This window comes from Butyrivibrio sp. NC2002 (assembly GCF_000702265.1).
In the GTDB taxonomy this organism is placed as follows: domain Bacteria; phylum Bacillota; class Clostridia; order Lachnospirales; family Lachnospiraceae; genus Butyrivibrio.
Map to the genome: position 1 here is coordinate 185,485 of NZ_JNKZ01000007.1, position 19,963 is coordinate 205,447.

18 protein-coding genes are annotated in these 19,963 nt (G+C 39.1%); all 18 read left to right on the forward strand.

The window, feature by feature from the left end; translation table 11 throughout:
* Positions 1-11 precede the first annotated feature (11 nt).
* The 18 genes from T543_RS04150 to T543_RS04235 all read left to right on the forward strand — a co-directional run bounded on the left by T543_RS04150 (position 12) and on the right by T543_RS04235 (position 19,945).
* Positions 12-1,052, forward strand: coding sequence for a hypothetical protein (locus T543_RS04150; RefSeq protein ID WP_035766027.1), 1,041 nt, complete (start codon positions 12-14; stop codon positions 1,050-1,052).
* A gap of 70 nt (positions 1,053-1,122) precedes the next feature.
* Complete coding sequence (locus T543_RS04155) at positions 1,123-1,521, forward strand: GerW family sporulation protein (RefSeq protein WP_035766028.1); 399 nt, start codon at positions 1,123-1,125, stop codon at positions 1,519-1,521.
* Positions 1,522-1,544: 23 nt separating this feature from the next.
* Positions 1,545-2,078 carry a hypothetical protein gene (locus T543_RS04160; RefSeq protein WP_035766030.1) on the forward strand — a complete coding sequence of 178 codons (534 nt, stop codon included), beginning with the start codon at positions 1,545-1,547 and terminating at the stop codon, positions 2,076-2,078.
* Positions 2,079-2,250: 172 nt separating this feature from the next.
* Positions 2,251-2,436, forward strand: coding sequence for a 50S ribosomal protein L28 (gene rpmB / locus T543_RS04165; RefSeq protein WP_035766031.1), 186 nt, complete (start codon positions 2,251-2,253; stop codon positions 2,434-2,436).
* Between the two features lie 141 nt (positions 2,437-2,577).
* Positions 2,578-2,940: an Asp23/Gls24 family envelope stress response protein gene (locus T543_RS04170; RefSeq protein ID WP_035766032.1), complete on the forward strand. Its 363-nt coding sequence runs from the start codon at positions 2,578-2,580 to the stop codon at positions 2,938-2,940.
* A 17-nt stretch (positions 2,941-2,957) separates the two neighbouring features.
* Complete coding sequence (locus T543_RS04175) at positions 2,958-4,736, forward strand: DAK2 domain-containing protein (RefSeq protein ID WP_035766033.1); 1,779 nt, start codon at positions 2,958-2,960, stop codon at positions 4,734-4,736.
* A gap of 2 nt (positions 4,737-4,738) precedes the next feature.
* Positions 4,739-6,808 (forward strand): ATP-dependent DNA helicase RecG, encoded by a 2,070-nt coding sequence (gene recG, locus T543_RS04180; RefSeq protein ID WP_035766034.1) that lies wholly within the window; start codon positions 4,739-4,741, stop codon positions 6,806-6,808.
* Between the two features lie 104 nt (positions 6,809-6,912).
* Positions 6,913-7,782, forward strand: coding sequence for a DegV family protein (locus T543_RS04185; RefSeq protein WP_035766035.1), 870 nt, complete (start codon positions 6,913-6,915; stop codon positions 7,780-7,782).
* 29 nt (positions 7,783-7,811) lie between these two features.
* Positions 7,812-9,731 carry a DNA gyrase/topoisomerase IV subunit B gene (locus T543_RS04190; protein ID WP_035766036.1) on the forward strand — a complete coding sequence of 640 codons (1,920 nt, stop codon included), beginning with the start codon at positions 7,812-7,814 and terminating at the stop codon, positions 9,729-9,731.
* A gap of 50 nt (positions 9,732-9,781) precedes the next feature.
* Positions 9,782-12,067, forward strand: coding sequence for a DNA gyrase/topoisomerase IV subunit A (locus T543_RS04195; RefSeq protein ID WP_035766037.1), 2,286 nt, complete (start codon positions 9,782-9,784; stop codon positions 12,065-12,067).
* An 18-nt stretch (positions 12,068-12,085) separates the two neighbouring features.
* The gene (gene rsmD / locus T543_RS04200) at positions 12,086-12,640 is read left to right on the forward strand and encodes a 16S rRNA (guanine(966)-N(2))-methyltransferase RsmD (RefSeq protein ID WP_035766038.1); all 555 of its coding nucleotides are present in this window, start codon (positions 12,086-12,088) and stop codon (positions 12,638-12,640) included.
* Between the two features lie 81 nt (positions 12,641-12,721).
* Positions 12,722-15,499 (forward strand): Ig-like domain-containing protein, encoded by a 2,778-nt coding sequence (locus T543_RS15050; protein ID WP_051638526.1) that lies wholly within the window; start codon positions 12,722-12,724, stop codon positions 15,497-15,499.
* 15 nt (positions 15,500-15,514) lie between these two features.
* Entirely contained in the window at positions 15,515-16,042 is a 528-nt protein-coding gene (gene coaD, locus T543_RS04210; RefSeq protein WP_035766039.1) for a pantetheine-phosphate adenylyltransferase, read from the forward strand.
* Positions 16,026-16,664 carry an HrpE/YscL family type III secretion apparatus protein gene (locus T543_RS04215; RefSeq protein WP_035766043.1) on the forward strand — a complete coding sequence of 213 codons (639 nt, stop codon included), beginning with the start codon at positions 16,026-16,028 and terminating at the stop codon, positions 16,662-16,664. The genes coaD and T543_RS04215 overlap by 17 nt, the downstream gene beginning before the upstream one ends.
* A 100-nt stretch (positions 16,665-16,764) precedes the next feature.
* A complete protein-coding gene (locus T543_RS04220) occupies positions 16,765-17,490 on the forward strand; it encodes a pseudouridine synthase (protein WP_035766044.1) in 726 nt (241 codons plus the stop codon).
* A 7-nt stretch (positions 17,491-17,497) separates the two neighbouring features.
* Positions 17,498-18,100, forward strand: a complete 603-nt coding sequence (locus tag T543_RS04225) for a hypothetical protein (RefSeq protein WP_035766046.1) — start codon at positions 17,498-17,500, stop codon at positions 18,098-18,100.
* 10 nt (positions 18,101-18,110) lie between these two features.
* Complete coding sequence (locus T543_RS04230) at positions 18,111-19,316, forward strand: RluA family pseudouridine synthase (RefSeq protein ID WP_035766048.1); 1,206 nt, start codon at positions 18,111-18,113, stop codon at positions 19,314-19,316.
* Between the two features lie 95 nt (positions 19,317-19,411).
* On the forward strand, positions 19,412-19,945 hold the full coding sequence (locus tag T543_RS04235) for a Holliday junction resolvase RecU (protein ID WP_035766050.1): 534 nt from the start codon (positions 19,412-19,414) through the stop codon (positions 19,943-19,945).
* Positions 19,946-19,963: the final 18 nt, after the last annotated feature.

Genomic DNA, 19,963 nt, shown 5'->3' on the forward strand with positions numbered 1-19,963 from the left:
GGTTTTTCTCTATGGCGACTTTTTTATCTATACTTAAAATAATAGGGATTGTACTTCTTGTTGCCCTTGCTGTACTTCTTGTACTTATCCTGCTTGTTTTATTTGTACCGATAAGATATGCTGTTGATGCCAGGATTGATGAGACGGATTTCGGCAAAGAAGCTGATAAGCTAAAGGATAATATTTATGCAAAAGCATCCTTTCACTGGCTCCTTTATTTAGTAAGAGGAAGTATAGAATATCCCGATGATCTAAACTTTAAAGTGAAGGTTTTATTCTTTCAGGTTTTTCCTTCCAAAAAGAGAAATAAAGAAGAAAGCGGCAATGATCTTGAAGATAAAAAAGATATTCAGACAGAGATGGAAGATCTGGGGGATCTTGAAAACAAGACGGATGATCAAACAAAGGAAGAAGCATCTGAAGATAAAACAAGTTCTGATCAAGGCAGTACAAATGATGAGAGTATGAATAATGATAGAGAATTAAATGAAGCTTTTGAAAAGAATGATTACGGTGATGGTGCAGATGACGAAGAATCTAAAGAAGATGACTTTGAAGATGAAGAGGAAGATGATAAGTCATTTTTGGATACTCTTCATAATATTTTCAGCATCTTGTGTGATATCGTAAAAATACCACAAAATGTACTCAAAAAAATTCAATGTACAATATCTAGCATATATGCTAAGATAAACATGATTAAAAACACACTGACTAATGATATTTTTAAGCGTGCTTTTGAGGTTACAAAAAAGCAGGTTTTTAGAGTGCTGAAGATGATCCTGCCGAAAAAGTGCAAAATAAATCTTCTCGTGGGGATGGAGGATGTTGCAGCTACGGCCGATATATTTAGTGCATATGGAATCCTGTATCCTCTGCTTGTTGGCAAGGTGTATATGCAGCCTGATTTTGAAAGACAGGTAATAGGCGGAAATGTCTATATCAGAGGCCGTATACGCATATTTACCATAATCTGGGCGGCAGCTGTTTTGTACTTTAATAAGGACGTTAAGAAAACTATCAGAAGGTTCAGGAAGATAATGGGTTCTTAACGGCAGTGTGAAATAAAATGAACCGGCATATAGGTCTTATAACCTAATGCCCAATCAGGGGAGAGTTTAAATGGGAAATCAGAATTTCGATTCAGTTATTGATTCTTTAATGGATGGTATGCATTCTATTTTGGGCTCAAAAACTGTTGTCGGCGAAGCAACTACGGTTGGAGACACAATTATATTACCACTTGTTGATGTATCCTTTGGCGTTGGAGCAGGTTCAAGTAATGCTGACAAGAAGGATTCGGGTGCAGGCGGATTTGCCGCTAAGATGTCACCCAGTGCAGTTCTTGTTATCAGAAACGGTCAGACAAAACTTGTAAATATCAAGAATCAGGATGCTGTAACCAAAGTACTTGATCTTGTACCCGACATCGCAGATCGTTTTTTGAATCGCAGCAATAATCTCATGGATGATGAGAATGCTGCAAACATTGCATTTCCGGAAGAAGAGAACCTGGAGTAGTTAGTTGTATTTAGGGGGTTCGTATGGAGAAGTATTGCACAGAAGAGAGAATCGACACGGCATCGGAACAGGAGCTTTATGAAATGAAGCTCTGGATTTTCAAGGAGAGCCAGCGCCTGGAACAGGAGCAGAAAATGGTTGACTCCAAGATCAAAGCCATCGAGGATGAAATTGCAAACTTCAGACAAAATCTACAACAGGAAAGAAGCGCACTCGAACACGAAAAACAAAGGCTCAAAGATGATAAGGTGCTTTTTGACCAGCAGATCGAGATTTTGAAAGATGGTTTTGACAAACTTAACACCGATAAGAAAAGACTTGAGAAGGAATGGAAGAAGCTCGAACAGGAGAAGGGATACATCAGAGAAGATGAGTTTAGCAGAGCTGAAGTGTTTTTCTTTGGCGTAAATTCTCTTATTGCGCTCAAAAAAAGATACAAGGATCTTATGAAGATATATCATCCGGATAATCTTTGCGGTGATCACGAGATGTGTGATCTCATAAACCAGGAATATAATATTCTTCTCAGACAATTTGACACATATATGAATGCCTGAAACTTCTTTAGCTTAATAATTTGATTCTTTTTATAAGCAATATATTTTTTAAAATAATACTTGCAATATCAGAAGTTTTTTGTTATATTATCATATGTTGCGGATATATGTTTGAGTTTAATTGATTATTCGCGTGTTGATAGAAAAATATGGCTTATAAGGAGGTGTCAAAATGGCTAAATGTGAAGTTTGCGGCAAAGGCGTTCATTTCGGTAACAACGTAAGCCATTCCCATAGAAAGACAAATAGAGCTTGGAATGCTAACGTACATAAGGTTGCAGTTAAGGTTAACGGCGGAACAAAGAGAATGAATGTTTGCTCTAGTTGCCTTAGATCAAAGGCTGTAGAGCGTGCATAATTTATTTTGCAATGTTTATTAAGGAAGGGTTCACGAAAGTGAATCCTTTTTTCGTTTCGTTCTAAAATAGTTTAAAAATGTTTTCTTTTTAAGCCGGTTTAGTTTATAATGCAATATATGTGAATTAAATGGAGGTGCAGTATGAAGTCTACTTCAATGAATACTCATATGGGTAGTATTTCTATCGATAATGAAGTTATAGCCCAGTACGCAGGTGCTGTTGCTAATGAATGTTTCGGTATTGTTGGTATGGCTAATGTCAACATGGCAGAAGGTTTCGTCAGTCTTTTGAAAAAGGACAATATAAAGAGGGGTATTAATGTTTCTGTTGCCCCGAATCGTAAGCTCACATTGGACTTTCACGTAATCATTGCTTATGGTGTTAATATTTCTTCTGTCACAGAGAATCTTATAGATAATGTTAAATACAAGGTTGAGGAATTCACCGGCCTTGAAATAGAGAAGATCAATATCTTCGTTGAGGGCGTTCGCGTCATCGATTAAATTCAAGGAGGATTGGAATTTTGAGTAACACAATAAATGCGTCTGATGTTAAGAAGATGTTTCTTGCAGGCGCAAGTAATTTGAATGCAAAAAAAGAATGGATCAATGAACTTAACGTATTTCCTGTTCCCGACGGAGATACAGGTACTAATATGACTATGACTATCATGTCAGCTGCTAAGGATGTTCAGAATCTTCCCGATGACGTTGATATGGTTACACTTAGTAAGAATATTTATTCCGGAGCTATGCGTGGCGCAAGAGGTAACTCCGGCGTTATTTTGTCACAGCTCCTTAGAGGTTTTACAAAAGGTATCAGAGATTACAACGAACTTGATGCTCAGATTATCGCTGATTCTTTTGAGAAGGCTGTAGAGACTGCATATAAGGCAGTTATGAAGCCAAAGGAAGGTACAATCCTTACTGTAGCAAAGGGTGCAAGTGAGAAAGCTTCAGAGCTTGCAAAAGAAGGATGTGATGATCTCGGCGTTTTCTTTGACGAGGTTGTTAAATACGCTGATGAGGTTCTTGCTAAAACTCCTGAAATGCTTCCTGTTCTTAAGCAGGCCGGTGTTGTTGATTCAGGCGGACAGGGACTTGTTCAGGTACTTAAGGGTGCTGTTGACATCTACATGGGCAGAGAAAGTGATGTTCATATCGATGTCGAAGCGGCTACACCTACTCCCAAGCAGGCAACTGCTGAAGCTGAAGTAGATATCAAATTTGGCTATTGTACAGAATTTATCGTTCTTTTAAATAAGCCTTTAAATGTTAAGCAGGAGATGGATTTCAAGGCATTCCTTGAATCTATCGGTGACAGTATTGTAATGGTTGCAGATGATGAGATCTGCAAGGTACATGTACATTCAAACGATCCCGGTCTTGCTATCCAGAGAGCTCTTATGTACGGTCAGCTTTCAAATATGAAGATCGACAATATGAGAATGGAGCACAGAGAGAAGCTCTTCCATGAGCTTGAGAGCGGATCTTATGCTGAGATCGATACTGAGATAAATGGTGCTGCTGAGCAGACTCCAACTTATTCAAAGGGAGATGATATTCCACTTAAAGATGGAACATCTTCTTTGACAAATAGCAATGATGAGATGCCTTTAGGCGAACATAAGGATATGGGATTTGTTGCTGTATGTGCAGGTGATGGTCTTGCTGATGTATTTAGAGGTCTTGGAATCGACTACGTTATCGAGGGTGGTCAGACAATGAACCCCAGTACAGAGGATATCCTTGATGCTGCTGCAAAAGTAAATGCTGATACAGTATTTGTACTTCCTAACAATAAGAATATCATTCTTGCTGCAAATCAGGCTCAGATCATGCTTGAGGATCAGGAGAGCGATAAGAAGATCGTTGTAATTCCTACAAAGACTGTGCCTCAGGGTATTACAGCTGCTATTAACTTTATACCTGACATGTCAGTTGAAGATAATGAAGCATCTATGAAGGAAGCTATCGGAGCTGTTAAGACAGGCGAAGTTACTTATGCCGTAAGAGATACTGTTATTGATGACGTAACGATCAAGCAGGGCGATTACATGGGTATCGGCGACAGCGGAATCCTGGGCGTTGGAAATGATATCGAAGACGTTGCCTACATGATCATTGAAAAGATTGCTGATGATTCTACTGAGCTTATAAGTCTTTACTATGGTGCTGATACTAAGGAAGAAGAGGCAAATGCTTTAAGAGAGAGAATTGCTTCTAAGTATTCAAACTGTGACATTGAAGTTCAGTATGGCGGACAGCCGATTTACTACTATATTGTGAGTGCAGAATAAGGATGAATTCAAAGAGTAAAAATCCATCTTTAATTGAAAATATCAGTTCACTAAAGGGCGTTGGCGATAAGAGCCGCGCCCTTTTTGAAAAATGTAATGTTAGAACAGTTGAGGATCTCCTTAATTATTTTCCAAGAGATTATGACATCTGCGGAGAAATAAAGAATGTATCTGATCTGGTATCCGGAGAAGTTGCTGCTGTAAGGGTTATGGCAGTAGGAAATCCCGCGGTAAGACATGTAAGAAACTTAAGCATTCTTGCTTTTAAGGCTGCGGATTCTACAGGTGAGATGAATGTTACATTTTTTAATATGCCCTACATGCTGGGAACAGTAAGGGGCAGTGGATATTTTGTTTTAAGAGGCCTTGTACAGAAAAAGGGTTCTTCTTTTTGTATGGAACAGCCAAAGTACTATAAAACAGAAGACTATCTTGAAATAATGGGCTCAATGCAGCCTAAATATCCGCTTGTAAAGGGACTTTCAAACAACCTTGTTATAAAGACTATGCATCAGGCCATACCGGTTACAGCTTATATGGAGGATATACTTTCTCCGTCACTAAAAAGGGAGCTTGACCTTATTGATTATCCTGAAGCTGTTAGAAAGATACATTTCCCGGAAAACATGGAAGAGTTTTTAAAAGCCAGAAAAAGAATCGCTTTTAATGAAATTCTTTTGTTTATATTAAAACTCAGATTTCTTAAAAAGGAAGAGGAACAGTCAATAAACAACTATCCTTTTAAGGATGAAAAAGAGACTGACAGGCTGATAAGCATGCTTCCCTATGACCTTACAAATAAGCAAAAGCAGATTTGGAAGGATATTAAAAATGACCTTATGGGAGAGCATATAATGAACCGTCTGATACAGGGAGACGTTGGCTCGGGAAAGACGATACTTGCTTTTCTTTCGCTTTTATGTGCTGCGGAAAACGGATATCAGGGAGCAATAATGGCACCCACCGAAGTTCTTGCAAGACAGCACTATGAAGGCTTTATGGACATGATTGAAAAATACAATTTAAACATGAAGCCTGTTCTCCTTATCGGATCTTTGACTGCAAAAGAAAAACGCCTTGCACAGGAAGGTATTGAAAACGGTGCATTTGACTGCATTGTAGGAACAAATGCTCTGATACAGGAAAAAGTAAATTATAAAAATCTCTCACTCGTAATAACTGATGAGCAGCACAGATTCGGTGTTTTGCAGAGAGAAAAGCTCTCAGAGAAAGGCTATATGCCTCATGTTCTTGCAATGAGTGCAACTCCGATCCCAAGAACACTTGCGATAATAATGTACGGCGATCTGCATATTTCCATTCTTGATGAGATGCCGGGCGGAAGGATACCGATCAAGAACTGCGTTGTAGGAACAGAATACAGAAATACCGCCTACAAGTTCATTGCAGATCAGGTAAAGCAAGGCCATCAGGCTTATGTTATATGTCCGATGATCGAGGAAACAGAAGAGGGATCTTCTGAAAATGTAACAGAATATACTCAAAAGCTCAGAAGTGCTCTTCCCAAAGACATAAGGATCCAAACACTCCATGGAAAAATGAAGGGTCAGGAGAAGGAAAAGATCATGGATATGTTTGGAAGAGGCGAGATTGATGTTCTTGTTTCAACAACCGTAATAGAAGTCGGCATTAACGTACCAAATGCTACTGTTATGATGATAGAAAACTCTGAGCGTTTTGGCCTTGCCCAGCTTCATCAGCTAAGGGGAAGAGTAGGAAGAGGAACTGCTCAGTCATATTGCATATTTATTAACACTTCAGGAAAAGAAGAGGCTAAAAACAGACTCGAAATAATGAATAAGTCAAATGACGGATTCAAGATCGCTGAAGAAGATCTAAAACAAAGGGGGCCCGGCGATCTGTTCGGAATAAGGCAAAGCGGTGAGATGTCTTTTCATGTCGCTGATATTTACCAGGATGCTGCGCTTATAAAAGAGGCTGCAGCATATGCTGACAGACTGCTTTTGGAAGATCCCGACCTTGTTTTTGATGAAAATGCGCCACTTAAGGCGGCCCTTTTAGCAAATTCATTTGACTTTACAGCATTATAAAAGTAAAATTTAGTGTGTATGCATAAAATGGACACAATATATTGTAGCAACGAATTTTTGAGAAAAAACAAAAGCTATAATTTTGTCTTATTACGGAGGAAAATATGTCTAAAGTTGCGATAATGACAGATACAAATTGCGGAATTATGCCGGCTGAAGGAAAAGAACTCGGTATCTTAGTAATTCCCACACCTTTTATGATAGATGGAACAGAATACCTTGAAGGAGTTACTCTTACTCAGGATGATTTCTTCAAAAAGCTTGCTGAAGGCGCTGATGTATCTACAAGCCAGCCCAGTCCCGCTTCATTGTTGCAATCATGGGACTTACTTCTTGAAGAATATGATGAAATTGTTTATATACCGCTCAGCAGCGGACTTTCAAGCTCTTGTCAGACAGCAACAATGCTTGCTGCAGATGATTATGAGGGCAAGGTTTTTGTCGTAAATAATCAGCGTATTTCTGTAACCATGCGCCAGTCTGTCCTTGATGCTATAGAGATGAAGGATAAGGGACTTAGCGCAAAGGAAATAAAGGAAGAACTTGAGGCTGTTAAATTTGAATCAAGTATTTACATTATGCTTGATACTCTTTATTACCTTAAAAAAGGCGGAAGAATCACCCCTGCTGCAGCAGCTCTTGGTACACTGCTTAAGCTTAAGCCGGTACTTCAGATCCAGGGTGAAAAACTTGATGCTTTTGCAAAAGCAAGAACTGCCTCTCAGGGTAAAAACATTATGATAAATGCCATGATATCCGACATTGAAAACAGATTTGGCGGTCTTGATGCCAAAGATGTAAATCTTGCCGGTGCGTATTCTTATAATCTTGATAAAGCGCTTGAATTTAAGAGTGAGGTAGAAGCAGCGATACCCGGATATGATATGCATATGGATCCTTTGTCACTTGTTGTGTCATGCCATATCGGTCCCGGAGCACTTGCGATTGCCTGCTCACGAAAAATACATTTATGAAAAAAGTTTTGAAGTTGGGGAAGTAATTTATGTCTAATAATAACTATGATGCCTCCAGTATTACAGTACTTGAGGGCCTTGAAGCAGTAAGAATGAGACCCGGAATGTATATTGGAAGTGTTTCCACCAGGGGACTCAATCATTTGGTTTACGAAATTGTTGACAATGCTGTCGATGAACATCTGGCGGGTTACTGCAGTAAGATAACTGTAACACTTAATCCGGATGGAAGTGCCAGTGTTGAAGATAACGGAAGAGGTATTCCTGTTGGTATGCATGCCAAGGGAATTACTGCAGAGCGAGTTGTTCTTACCATGCTTCACGCAGGTGGTAAGTTTGACAATGCTGCTTATAAGACAAGTGGTGGTCTTCATGGTGTTGGTTCATCTGTTGTTAACGCGCTCTCAACATGGCTCAAGGTTCAGATAAGAACCGACGGATTTGTCTATGAAGATGCCTATGAGAGAGGAGTTCCTACCGTTGAATTAAAGGATGGTCTTCTTGAACCTGTCGGAAAAACGCGTGAACACGGCACGACCATATCTTTTTTACCTGATCCCGAGATATTTGAAAAGACAAGATTTCGTGAGGAAGACATTAAATCCAGACTTCACGAGACTGCATATCTTAATCCGGATCTGACGATCGTATACATCGATGACAGACCGGGAACAGAGGAATATATTGAATTCCATGAACCAGAGGGAATCACCGGATTTATCCGTGATATGAACAAAAGTAAAGAAGCTGTCACAGATGTCATCTTTTACAGCGGTGAGAGCGGCGGAATTTCAGTTGATGTCGCTTTTCAGTATGTAAATGAATTTCATGAGAATGTACTTGGATTCTGTAATAATATCTATAATGCCGAGGGTGGTACACACCTCACCGGCTTTAAAACTATGTTTACCAATGTCATCAATCAGTATGCAAGAGAAATTGGTGTCTTAAAGGATAAGGATAACAACTTTAACGGCACGGATGTCAGAAACGGAATGACAGCCGTTGTCAGTATCAAACATCCCGATCCAAGATTTGAAGGTCAGACCAAAACAAAACTTGATAATCAGGATGCTGCCAAGATCGTATCTCAGATAACAGGTGATGAAGTAACAAGATTTTTCGATAGAAATCTTGAAGTTCTAAAGGCTATCATCGGATGCGCAGAAAAAGCGGCAAAGATCAGAAAAACTGAAGAGAAGGCAAAGACAAACCTTTTAACAAAGCAGAAATACTCATTTGATTCAAACGGTAAGCTTGCTAACTGTATCAGCAAAGATGCTTCAAAATGTGAGATCTTCATCGTAGAGGGTGACTCTGCGGGCGGTAGTGCCAAAATGGCAAGAAACCGTGAATTCCAGGCTATTCTACCAATAAGAGGTAAGATTCTTAATGTTGAGAAGGCAAGTATAGACAAGATTTTGGCAAATGCAGAGATCAAAACTATGATCAATGCCTTTGGATGCGGTTTCTCAGAAGGCTACGGCAATGATTTTGACATTTCAAAGCTTAGATATGACAAGATTGTCATCATGGCCGATGCCGACGTAGATGGTGCTCATATTGCAACCCTGCTCCTTACTTTGTTCTACAGATTCATGCCTGAACTTATTTTTGAGGGACATGTTTATATAGCAATGCCGCCTCTTTATAAGGCTATGCCCAGCAAGGGTAAGGAAGAGTATCTTTATGACGATTCTGCCCTTGAAAAATACAGAAAGACACATAAAGGTCCTTTTACACTTCAAAGATATAAGGGTCTTGGTGAGATGGATCCTCAGCAGCTTTGGGAGACAACACTTGATCCGGAAAATCGTATGATGCGTCTCGTTGAAATAGAGGATGCCAAGATGGCTTCTCATATGACAGAACTTCTTATGGGTAATGAAGTTCCTCCGAGAAGAGATTTCATCCATCAGCATGCTACAGATGCTGACCTTGATTTCTGATGGATGCATGAATATTACTATTTTTTATTAAACAGACATGAGGATTAAAGATGGAAGAAAAACTTATTCGCTCTGAATATTCGGAGATAATGCAGAAGTCTTATATAGACTATGCAATGAGCGTAATTGTCGCTCGTGCACTTCCGGATATAAGGGATGGACTTAAGCCCGTTCAGAGAAGAACTTTATATGATATGTATGAGCTTGGTATCCGCTATGACAGGCCTTATCGTAAGAGTGCCCGTATAGTCGGAGATACTATGGGTAAATATCATCCCCATGGAGACAGCTCAATTTATGACTCCCTTGTCGTTATGACACAGGATTTCAAAAAGGCTCTGCCGCTTGTTGACGGTCATGGTAACTTCGGCAATATCGAAGGTGACGGCGCCGCTGCAATGCGTTATACAGAGGCAAGACTTGCAAGGATCACGCAGGAGAATTTCCTGGCTGATCTTGATAAAGACGTTGTTGATTTTATTCCCAACTTCGATGAAACAGAGAGAGAGCCTTCTGTTTTGCCTGTAAAGATTCCGAATTTCCTTATAAACGGATCAGAGGGTATTGCGGTAGGTATGGCTACAAGCACGCCGCCACACAATCTCGGCGAAGTAATCGATGCTGAGATAGCATATATGCAAAATCCTGAGCTTACTACAAAGCAGCTCATGAAATATATAAAAGGGCCCGATTTTCCTACAGGAGGCATTGTCGTAAATAAAGATGACCTTCGCTCCATATATGAAACCGGTCAGGGAAAGATAAAAATCAGGGGAACTGTCACAACAGAAAAAGGAAAGGCCGGACATATAAATCTTGTAATTACTGAGATACCTTATACCATGATCGGTGCCGGCATCGGTAAATTCCTGCAGGACGTAGCTGATCTTGCTGAGAAGAAGATAACAAATGACATTATTGATATTTCAAACCAGTCATCAAAGGAAGGTATCCGAATAGTAATCGAGCTCAAGAAGGATACTGACGTTGAAAACTTCACCAATCTTTTATATAAAAAGACAAAGCTTGAAGACACATTCGGCGTAAACATGCTTGCAATCAGCGAAGGAAGACCTGAGACTATGAGCCTTCCCGCTATTATGAAGGCAGTTGTTGACTTCCAGTTTGAGACTGCAAGAAGAAAATATACAACTCTTTTAAGAAAAGAGCAGGAAAAGAAGGAAATACAGGAAGGTCTTATAAAGGCCTGCAATGTAATCGACATAGTTATTGAGATCTTAAGAGGTTCCAAGGACAGAGCTCAGGCAAAAGACTGCCTGATAAACGGCAATACAGATGGAATCAGATTTAAGAGCGAGGCTTCAAAAGCCATGGCAGCACAGCTTCTTTTCACAGAAAGACAGGCTGATGCGATCCTTGAGATGCGTCTGTACAAGCTCATTGGACTTGAACTTGATGCTCTTGTAAAGGAGCACGAAGATACCGTTGCCAAGATTTTCAGATACGAGGATATTCTTGAAGACCATGAGTCAATGTCACTCGTAATACAGAATGAGCTAACCGAGATAAGAAAGGCTTATTCTCATAAGAGAAAGACTATTATTGATAACGTTGAAGATGCTGTTTATGAAGAAAAGCCGGTTGAAGAGATCGATGTTGCTCTTCTTATGGACAGATTCGGTTATGCTAAGACGATCGACGTTACCACTTATGAAAAGAATTACGAAACCATCAAAAATGACTTTAAGTATTCATTTATCATGAAGAATACCGGAAAGATCTGCGTATTTACATCATCCGGTAACCTTCATACTATTAAAGCAATGGATCTTCCGCAGGGAAGAATGCGTGATAAAGGTATTCCTATTGATAATGTTAGTGATTTTGATACCACGAAGGATACAATAGTCTATGTTGCAAGTCAGAGCGAGCTCAATCTCTACAGGCTTATGTTTGTGACAAAGAGCGCGTTTATGAAGGTTGTAGATGGCGGAGAATTCGATGTCACAAGAAGAACTGTTGCTGCGACCAAGCTATCAGAAGGAGATGAACTTGTAAGTGTTCAGGTTCTTCATGATGTAAGCACTGTGGTACTTCAGTCTGAAGGCGGATTTTTCTTAAGAATAAAGCTGGATGAAATACCTGAAAAGAAGAAGAGTGCCGTAGGCGTAAGAGGTATGAGGCTTTCAGCAAAGGATGTTTTAAGGGATGTTTATTATCTAAAGGAGCCGGTGCCTGTTGCAGAAAATGCAGAGGGCGAAGCAGGGCAGATGTCAGAGCCTGAAATGATAATCGAACATAACGGCAAGGAGCTTCATCTTGAGCATCTTAAGATAGCAGGAAGAGATACCAAGGGAACCAAAGTAAGAGTTTAATTTATTAAAGGAAAGATTATGCGAGTTATTGCAGGAGAAGGAAGACGCCTTAAGCTTGTAACACCGGAAGGAAATGATACAAGACCTACACAGGACAGGATCAAAGAGACTCTGTTTAATATGATTCAGAATGATGTCCCGGGTGCTGTATTTATCGATGTTTTTGCCGGAAGCGGTGGAATAGGCATCGAAGCCATAAGCAGAGGCGCAAAAAAAGCCTATTTTATTGAAAATAATATAAAGGCTGTAAAATGCATAAATCAAAATCTTAAGACCACACGATTTGAGGACAGAGCTGTTGTGCTTAAGCAGGACGTTCTGGTTGGCCTTAAGAATATAAGGGAGAGCGAAGCACATATAATTTTTGTTGATCCTCCCTATGAAGGCGGTCTTTATGAGAGAACATTTGCGCTTCTTTCAAAAATGCCTTATGTGACAGATGAAACTCTGCTAATTGCTGAATGTAATCTGGATATGGATCTGTCTGTTTTTGAAGATCAGGGCTTTGAAGTTATTAAAGAAAAGCGCTATAAGACAAATCAGCATATTTTCTTAAAGAAATCTGCAGAATGATAGTTTTTGGAATGAAAGGAGTCATTCCTTAATCTTATATTTTCGAGGGGAATTTAAAGGAAAGGTTTTTAGGATTTAGTAATGAAAAGAAGTTTTTTGAGTAAGAGTCTTGCGTTTATTTTAAGCATAACTCTTAGTGTATCCGGTGCTGCAACACTCAATGTAAATGCTGCTGCACAAGATACAAATGATGCTGCTGTTATTAGTAGTGAAGCCGGAAGTGAACAGGATGTATCACAACCTGGTGATTCTGATCAAAACATTGACAATGCTGGCAATCAGACTGAAAATGCAGGTTCTGGCGCGGAAACATCAGAATCAGATAATTCAGCAGAAGCCGGAAGTGAATTAGGTGAACCCTCTTCTGACGCAAATGAAGTTGAAGGCGGGGAAGCAATAGATAATTCTGATGCTACAGATATTTCGGATTCAAAGGAATCTTCAGAAGAAGAAAACACTGATGATACTGAAAATACGGAAAATTCAGATAATACTGAAAATGCAGATAATGCTGATTCTTCAGAGGAATCTTCTACAGAAGAGTCAGAAAGTGCTGATGATGCAGACACTTCAGATTCGGCAGACGAATCATTAACACAAGAGCCTGTTTCTGATGAAAATGTAAAAAATGCTGATAACACTGAAACTTCTGCCTTTTCTTATGAAGAAAAGATAGATAATTATTTAATTAAACTTTCAGCCGAAGAAGGAGTTATTCCCGAAGGAACTGAAGTTGTGATCACAAAGCAGAAATCTGTTGCCGGCAAGGACACAGAAGATATTGCTAACGAAGTTCTTGCTGAGAATGAGGCAGTATATGATTCTGTAGCTTTTGATATTTCATTTATGCTTGATGGCACAGAGATTGAGCCTGAAGAAGGTAAGGTAAATGTAACAATTTCCCTAGATGATGATCTTACTGAGTCTCTTTCTGATGTAGTAGAAGGCGCAGAGTCTCTTGAAAATACAGACAATCCCGATAGCTCAGAGCTTCAGATAATCCATATTGATGATGAGGCTAATGCAAGCGTTGTCGAGGATGTTACAGTAGTTGACGAGGGCGAAGAAACAGTAGTTTCTTATGATGCAGATAGTTTTTCTGTATACGAAGTTGCTGTCGTTCTTTCATTCGATGTATATGAGCCTGTTGTTGAAATCAATGATGTCTACAAGGATATTGTAAATGAAGATGATTTTGTAGCACTTGGCGATAGCATCGATCCTACAGCTAATGTTAAGACACTTCTTGCAGCACCTAATAAATATGAGAATATTTATGATATGGCTATAGCTACAAGAAATGCTATTAAAAACAGACAGCCTCAGGTAACACTCAATTATGCCATAAAGGGCAATGTTAATCAGCAGATCCTTTTAGCAAGACTGTCATCAACACTTGTTGCACACACAGGTGTACCTAACGAAGGCGATTATATAAGATGGGCTTATTGTGCTTCTTCAACAGGCGGAAGTAACGCTTATGCAGGTAACTGCACTTACGGAACACTTATAATCAACTTTACATACACTCATGATGCAGCACAGGAAGTTCAGACTACAAATGAAATAAACAGACTTCTTAACAATGAATTTAAAAACGTTAAGAATAAATCTGACTATGAAAAAGCAAAAGCAGTTTACGATTATATTTACAAACATATTTTTTATGCAAGGGATTTTCAGGCCAGAGAATTACGAGGTGATTATAGCCGCTATTCCTGTTATTCAGCAGCCTGCGAGCATAATACAGTTTGCGAAGGCTATGCACTCTTGTTCTACAGACTTATGCTTTCTCTTGGCGTAGATGCAAGACTTATTGCAGGCTACGGAGATGGTGAAAACCACGGATGGAACATAGTTCAGCTTGGTAAATACTATTACAACGTTGATACTACCTGGGATTCAAACCTATATGAAGATGGAGGGAAAAAGTCTACATATACACCATATTTTAGATTTGTAGGCAGTTCTGACCCTATTTTGACTCTTACTAATGGAAAGAAAGTGTCATTTGATGATCAGCATGTAAGATGGCCTCAGTATAGCAGTGAATCCTTTAATGCTTTATATCCAACTAGTACTGTAAGCTATAAAAACTCAGGCGGAGTAGTAAATGCTACATCAATTGCTATAAATACAAATAGTGCTACACTTGCGCCCGGTCAGACCTTGCAGCTTAGTGCTACGCTTGCACCTTCAAATGCTACAAAATCAGTCAAGTTTGAATCAACAGATCCTTATGTAGCAACAGTAACAGCATCCGGACTTATAACAGCAATTGCTGACGGAACCTGCGACATTATAGCTACAAGCACTTATGGCGGCAAAAAAGCTATATGCACAGTAAAGGTAACAGATAATACTGTATACAGAGTCGAAGGTCCCTCTAAGATCACTTTAAGAGTAAATGAAACAAGAAACTGCGACGTTGCCATTTATCCTTCAAGTGCTGCGGGAAGTGCATTAAAATATAAATCAAGTAATAAGAGTATCGCTAAAGTTGATAAATACGGAAATATCAAAGGTAAGAAGACAGGTAAGTGCACAATTACCGTAAAATCTCCGGATGGTAAATCTTCTGTCAAGATAAAAGTTGTAGTTAAAAAGCAGATCCATGTAAAGAAAGTTAAACTTCCTAAGAAGCTTGAGCTTAGTGCAGGCCAGACTTATACGCTTGCTCCTACAATAAAGCCTTCAAGTGCTACAGTTAAGGCTGTCACATGGAAGAGCAGCAAGAAGAAGGTTGCCGTTATTGACAGTAACGGAACAATTACAGCGCTTAAGCCAGGAAAGACTACGATTACCGTAATAACAAAAGATGGCAAGAAAAAAGCCAAGTGTAAAGTTATTGTCAGATAAAAAAGAGGACACAATATGAAAATAGCAGTTTATCCCGGAAGCTTTGATCCTATAACGCTAGGACATTTGGATATTATCAAAAGAGCGTCACTTATGTTTGATAAACTTGTAGTCCTTGTGAGTGTGAACACCGCTAAAAGTCCGTTGTTTTCAGCAGATGAACGTGTTAAGATGATTGTAGATGCAACGTCCGGAATCGATAACATAGTTGTTGAATCTTATGAAGGACTTCTGATTGATTATTGTATGAAGAACAACATTCATATAATAATGCGTGGACTGAGAGCTATAACTGATTTTGAATATGAATTGCAGATAGCTCAGTCAAACAAGGCATTTTCCAAAGATAAAGTTGATACGGTTTTTCTCACAACTAGTCTGGAATATTCATACCTCAGCAGCTCAACGGTCAAGGAGTTCGCAAGCTTTAATGCAGATATTTCAAAGTGTGTGACACCTTACGTAGCTAAAAGAGTATATGAAAAATATGGATACACTATAAAAACGAAAGATGGGGGAAAAGAAGATGAGCAGCAGAATTGAGCAATGTATCGATGAAATCGAAACTTTCATTGACAACTGCAAGTATCAGCCACTGTCCAGAACAAGTATTGTAGTGAATAAGGAAGAAATTGATGAGCTTTTGAGGGAACTTAGAAGCAAAACGCCTGATGAGATCAAACGTTATCAGACGATCATCAGTAATAAGGAAGCTATCTTAAATGATGCAAAAAAGAAAGCTCAGGACCTTATTGATAAAGCCACAGCGCAGACAAATGAACTGATAAATGAGCATGAGATCATGCAGCAGGCTTATGCCCAGGCAAATGAAGTTATAGCTCAGGCAGCAAAGCAGGCAGAAGAGATTCTTACCAAGTCTACAAATGAAGCAAATCAGATGAAGGCTGCTGCAGTAGCCTATACAGATCAGCTTCTTGCAGACGTTGATGCCATTATTACAAAGGCTATAGAAACTACAAATGCAAGTAACAGTGCACTTTTAAGTTCGCTTACAAGCTACAGCGAGACAATCAGATCTAACAGAGCTGATCTTGTGCCGCCCAGTGTAAATCCTGACAAAGCAGTTTCTACTACAAGTGCCGCACAAGATACATCATCTGCTCAGGCGGGGGATGGTGCTGACCTAAATCTCGATATGCTATAAAATATGTAGCGCCCGGTAAAATGATATTCGCCGGGTGCTCTTAACAAACGAGCAATATGCCGCAATTTTATATTGCGGCATTTTTAAATAGGAATTATTCATGAGACTTGATAAATTTTTAAGTGACTGCGGACTTGGTACAAGAAAGCAGCTAAAAGAGTATATAAAAAACGGCATGGTTACCGTTGACGGAAATATAATATCAAAGCCGGAATTTGCAGTTGATCCAAATAAAAATGAGATCCTTTTTTCCGGAGAGAGCTTAACTGAAAACTATAGTGAGTTCAGATATTATATTCTTAACAAGCCGCAGGGCGTGGTGTCAGCTACAAAAGATAATCATGACAAAACCGTTCTTGACCTTATAGATACAGGTTTAGATAAGAATCTTGCACCTGTTGGACGACTTGATAAGGATACAGAAGGGCTTCTTATAATCACTAATGACGGCAAGCTCACGCACAGCCTTCTTTCTCCCAAGAAACACGTTGAGAAGGAATATGTTGTTTATACAAGGGACAAAGTTTTAGATGAGGATATAAGAAAACTTGAAGAAGGCCTTGATATAGGAGATGAAGAGCCAACGCTTCCTGCAAAAGCTTTCATTAAACAAGATGAAAACGGAGAAGAGACCTTGCATCTTATTTTACATGAAGGCCGGTTCCATCAGGTAAAGAGAATGCTTTTGGCTGTTGGCAATGAAGTTACATTTTTAAGAAGAATACGAATGGGAAAACTAAGCCTTACAGGGGATCTAAAGGTTGGGGAGTACAGAGAACTTACTAAAGAGGAGCTTTCCCTTTTGCAGGAAAAAAATACGGATTGAGGTAATTATGAAAAGAGTTTTTAAGGGTGAATTTGGATATATAGAAAGCAGCAGAAAATTTGCTGTAATAAGGACGATAATTGCGCTTGCAATATGTCTTTTGATATTTCTTACAGGTCTTTTTATTTATGAGTCCAATAAGAGCGCATTTAGTATTATAGCAGCACTTGGTTGTCTTCCCGCAGGTCTGTCTGCAGTTAATACGATCATGTACATGAGAGCTCACAGTTGTTCAAAAGAAAGCTACGAGCAAATCGAAGCTCACAGAAAAGGGCTTCTTATCAGATACGATCTGGAAATGACAAGCTATGAAGAAAACTACAGCATTGCAGCCGCAACGGTTCTTGATAAAAATGTATGCTGCTTTACCGAGGTAAAAGATCTCGATATAGCAAACTGTGAAAAACATATCAGAAATCAGATCGCTCAGAGCGGCTACAGCTCATATACTGTAAAAGTATTTAAGGATCTGAATGCATTTTTAAACAGGCTTGATCAGCTTGAAGAAATAAGACAGGCAAAGAATATCGATCCTGTTGCCATAGAAGATGCCTGGGTTCCCGGAACAACCGAGACCTGCGCACATGTCCTTTTGTCTATTTCATTGTAAGGAATAAGTAATGAGAGAAATAAAAATATCTTCAAATGAAGAGGGAAAGCGTCTCGACAAATTTCTGAATCAGTATTTTCCAAATGCCGGCGCAGGCTTTTTGTATAAAATGCTAAGGAAAAAGAATATAACCTTAAATAAGAAAAAAGCTACCGGAAAGGAAGTTCTTAGTGATGGTGACTGCATAAGTGTTTTCTTCTCCGATGATACTTTCTATAAATTTGCAAATGAACATGTAAAGAGACTGCTTTCTACTGAAAATACATCCTCTTCACATGACGATAGCGATATAAATAATGAAAATATACAGGCTGATAATAAAATAAATGATAATGAGGAAACCACTGAATTTTCACAGTACAAAAAAGCCTACAGGAAATTCGGCAGCGTTGAGATCATTTTTGAAAACAGCGACATCCTGCTTCTGAATAAGCCAACAGGGATTCTTTCTCAAAAGGCAGAAGGAGGGGACCTCAGCATAAATGAATGGCTGATCGGTTATCTTATTGAAAATAGTAAAGTTTCAAAAGAAAGTCTTGCGACCTTTCGCCCATCAGTCTGTAACAGACTGGACAGGAATACATCAGGCATCATTATCTGTTCTAAATCCCTTAAGGGTGCAAGGGAGATGGCAAGAGTTCTAAAGGACAGAAGCCTTAAAAAGTATTATTATGCACTTGTTTGCGGAACTGTTACGGAAGATGCCGATATAGAAGGCTTTCTTGTTAAGGATGAAAAGACTAATAAGGTCACGCTCTATAAGGATGAGGATTCAATAAAAAAAGCTTTAAATACCTCTTCCTTAATAAATGGCAAAACAAAGAATAAGGACAATAAGGTAGATAAGATCAAAACGTCCTACCACGTTATTTCATCTGCAAGTATAAATCCATTAAAAAATCCGGATAATAAGCCTGCAAATGGGAATAGGGATACTAAGGTAACTCTTCTTGAAGTCCTTCTTCATACAGGAAAAACGCACCAGATAAGAGCGCATTTGTCATCAATAGATCATCCGATCGTTGGTGATACCAAATATGGCAAAAAAGGTGTAAATGAAATATTTAAATCAAATTACAAGATCAGGAATCAGCTCCTTCACGCAAGAAGACTTGTTTTTCCTGATAATATGGAAATTGATGGTTTATCAGGAAAAGAATTTGTGGCAAAGCCCGAAAAAGAATTCGAAGATCTGATAGAAACTTTTCTTAAATAAATTGGTAGTGTAAAGCAAGTTATGAAAACATTAGACCGTCCTAAGGAATCCACCGCAAGCGGTACCCCCTTAGGACCAAAGCTGGGGGAAAATATATGGCAACGTGGAGTTCGAGGGGACTTAGAGGCTCTACACTTGAAGAACTTATAAACAGGACTAACGAACGTTATCAGGAGGAAGGACTCGCTCTTATTCAGAAGATCCCTACTCCTATAACGCCTATAAACATCGACAAGGAGACAAGGCACATCACCCTTGCATATTTTGACCAGAAAAGTACTGTTGACTATATCGGAGCAGTTCAGGGAATTCCTGTTTGCTTCGATGCCAAAGAATGTGCCACTTCTACATTCGCATTAGAGAATATCCATGAACACCAGGTCTTTTTCATGGATGAATTTGAAAAGCAGGATGGAATTGCTTTTTTTCTTATCTATTTTTCATCAATAGGAGAATATTATTATCTGCCTTTCAGGAAACTGAAAGTATTCTGGGACAGAGCCGCAGCAGGAGGCCGAAAGAGCTTTCGCCATGATGAGCTTGATCCTGAGTATACGATCTCCACAGATTCCGATGGGGCATTTATCCCATATCTCAATATGCTCAACAAGGATTTGGGCGAGAGATAGTTGTAAGTTTTATTTTCA

Bases quoted from the DNA above. Each gene is read 5' to 3' on its own strand.
- T543_RS04230 (WP_035766048.1), top strand. From the start codon at position 18,111: ATGAGAGAAATAAAAATATCTTCAAATGAAGAGGGAAAGCGTCTCGAC.
- T543_RS04235 (WP_035766050.1), top strand. From the start codon at position 19,412: ATGGCAACGTGGAGTTCGAGGGGACTTAGAGGCTCTACACTTGAAGAA.
- T543_RS04185 (WP_035766035.1), top strand. From the start codon at position 6,913: ATGTCTAAAGTTGCGATAATGACAGATACAAATTGCGGAATTATGCCG.
- T543_RS04215 (WP_035766043.1), top strand. From the start codon at position 16,026: ATGAGCAGCAGAATTGAGCAATGTATCGATGAAATCGAAACTTTCATT.
- T543_RS04160 (WP_035766030.1), top strand. From the start codon at position 1,545: ATGGAGAAGTATTGCACAGAAGAGAGAATCGACACGGCATCGGAACAG.
- T543_RS15050 (WP_051638526.1), top strand. From the start codon at position 12,722: ATGAAAAGAAGTTTTTTGAGTAAGAGTCTTGCGTTTATTTTAAGCATA.
- recG (WP_035766034.1), top strand. From the start codon at position 4,739: ATGAATTCAAAGAGTAAAAATCCATCTTTAATTGAAAATATCAGTTCA.
- T543_RS04195 (WP_035766037.1), top strand. From the start codon at position 9,782: ATGGAAGAAAAACTTATTCGCTCTGAATATTCGGAGATAATGCAGAAG.
- T543_RS04225 (WP_035766046.1), top strand. From the start codon at position 17,498: ATGAAAAGAGTTTTTAAGGGTGAATTTGGATATATAGAAAGCAGCAGA.
- coaD (WP_035766039.1), top strand. From the start codon at position 15,515: ATGAAAATAGCAGTTTATCCCGGAAGCTTTGATCCTATAACGCTAGGA.
- T543_RS04155 (WP_035766028.1), top strand. From the start codon at position 1,123: ATGGGAAATCAGAATTTCGATTCAGTTATTGATTCTTTAATGGATGGT.
- T543_RS04170 (WP_035766032.1), top strand. From the start codon at position 2,578: ATGAAGTCTACTTCAATGAATACTCATATGGGTAGTATTTCTATCGAT.
- T543_RS04220 (WP_035766044.1), top strand. From the start codon at position 16,765: ATGAGACTTGATAAATTTTTAAGTGACTGCGGACTTGGTACAAGAAAG.
- T543_RS04150 (WP_035766027.1), top strand. From the start codon at position 12: ATGGCGACTTTTTTATCTATACTTAAAATAATAGGGATTGTACTTCTT.
- rpmB (WP_035766031.1), top strand. From the start codon at position 2,251: ATGGCTAAATGTGAAGTTTGCGGCAAAGGCGTTCATTTCGGTAACAAC.
- T543_RS04190 (WP_035766036.1), top strand. From the start codon at position 7,812: ATGTCTAATAATAACTATGATGCCTCCAGTATTACAGTACTTGAGGGC.
- rsmD (WP_035766038.1), top strand. From the start codon at position 12,086: ATGCGAGTTATTGCAGGAGAAGGAAGACGCCTTAAGCTTGTAACACCG.